Below are 554 nucleotides of genomic sequence, written 5' to 3' on the forward strand. Positions count from 1 at the left end.
CAATCTCATTTCTTTATTCTCCCTTAAAAATTAAAGCTGTATCAAGATTAATCAAACCACATTCAACAGCGTTAAGTAAGAACTCGTTAAAGTCAACTTCTGACAATGTCTCTTGCTTAAATAGTAGCTGTTCCTCTGTCATTTGCTTTCCTCTCTCAACTTGATATATATATTATATCAAATGCACTTTTCAGGTTTGGTTTATCCTCTGTTATGTAAGCTATGATTGACTTTGTAGGCATTTTGTGTTATACTATTTATAGGAGGTAACTATGGCTAGAGATAAATATCTGATGTACTTACGACAACAGGAATACAAGAAACGTATTAAAATTAAAGTAGTTAATACAAGAGCTAGAATGAACAGAGAATACATGAATCAACCAGAAGTAGACAAGGAAACATTAGAACTATGGAATAGTCAGCCAGCAATACATTTTGATTTAGGGAAAAATAAATAAATTATATTAAAAAAATAATTGCCACCTTAGTGGCTTTTGTTTTACGCTTAACCGCAATTTGACTAGAAGTGGCAGAAAGTAAGTGCATTGTGT

Annotated in this window: 2 protein-coding genes; one reads left to right on the forward strand and one right to left on the reverse strand. The window is 31.8% G+C overall.

Annotated features, from left to right (window positions below):
* Positions 1 to 13 precede the first annotated feature (13 nt).
* Entirely contained in the window at positions 14 to 142 is a 129-nt protein-coding gene (locus D9V42_RS15615; RefSeq protein WP_015979565.1) for a hypothetical protein, read from the reverse strand.
* Between the two features lie 130 nt (positions 143 to 272).
* Between D9V42_RS15615 and D9V42_RS14790 the strand changes: the two genes are divergently transcribed.
* Complete coding sequence (locus D9V42_RS14790; RefSeq protein ID WP_036851101.1) at positions 273 to 461, forward strand: hypothetical protein; 189 nt, start codon at positions 273 to 275, stop codon at positions 459 to 461.
* Positions 462 to 554 lie beyond the last annotated feature (93 nt).

The organism is Staphylococcus pseudoxylosus (genome assembly GCF_003697915.1).
Lineage (GTDB): Bacteria > Bacillota > Bacilli > Staphylococcales > Staphylococcaceae > Staphylococcus > Staphylococcus pseudoxylosus.

Coding starts and splice junctions, on each gene's coding strand:
- D9V42_RS15615 (WP_015979565.1), bottom strand. CDS start 142: ATGACAGAGGAACAGCTACTATTTAAGCAAGAGACATTGTCAGAAGTT.
- D9V42_RS14790 (WP_036851101.1), top strand. CDS start 273: ATGGCTAGAGATAAATATCTGATGTACTTACGACAACAGGAATACAAG.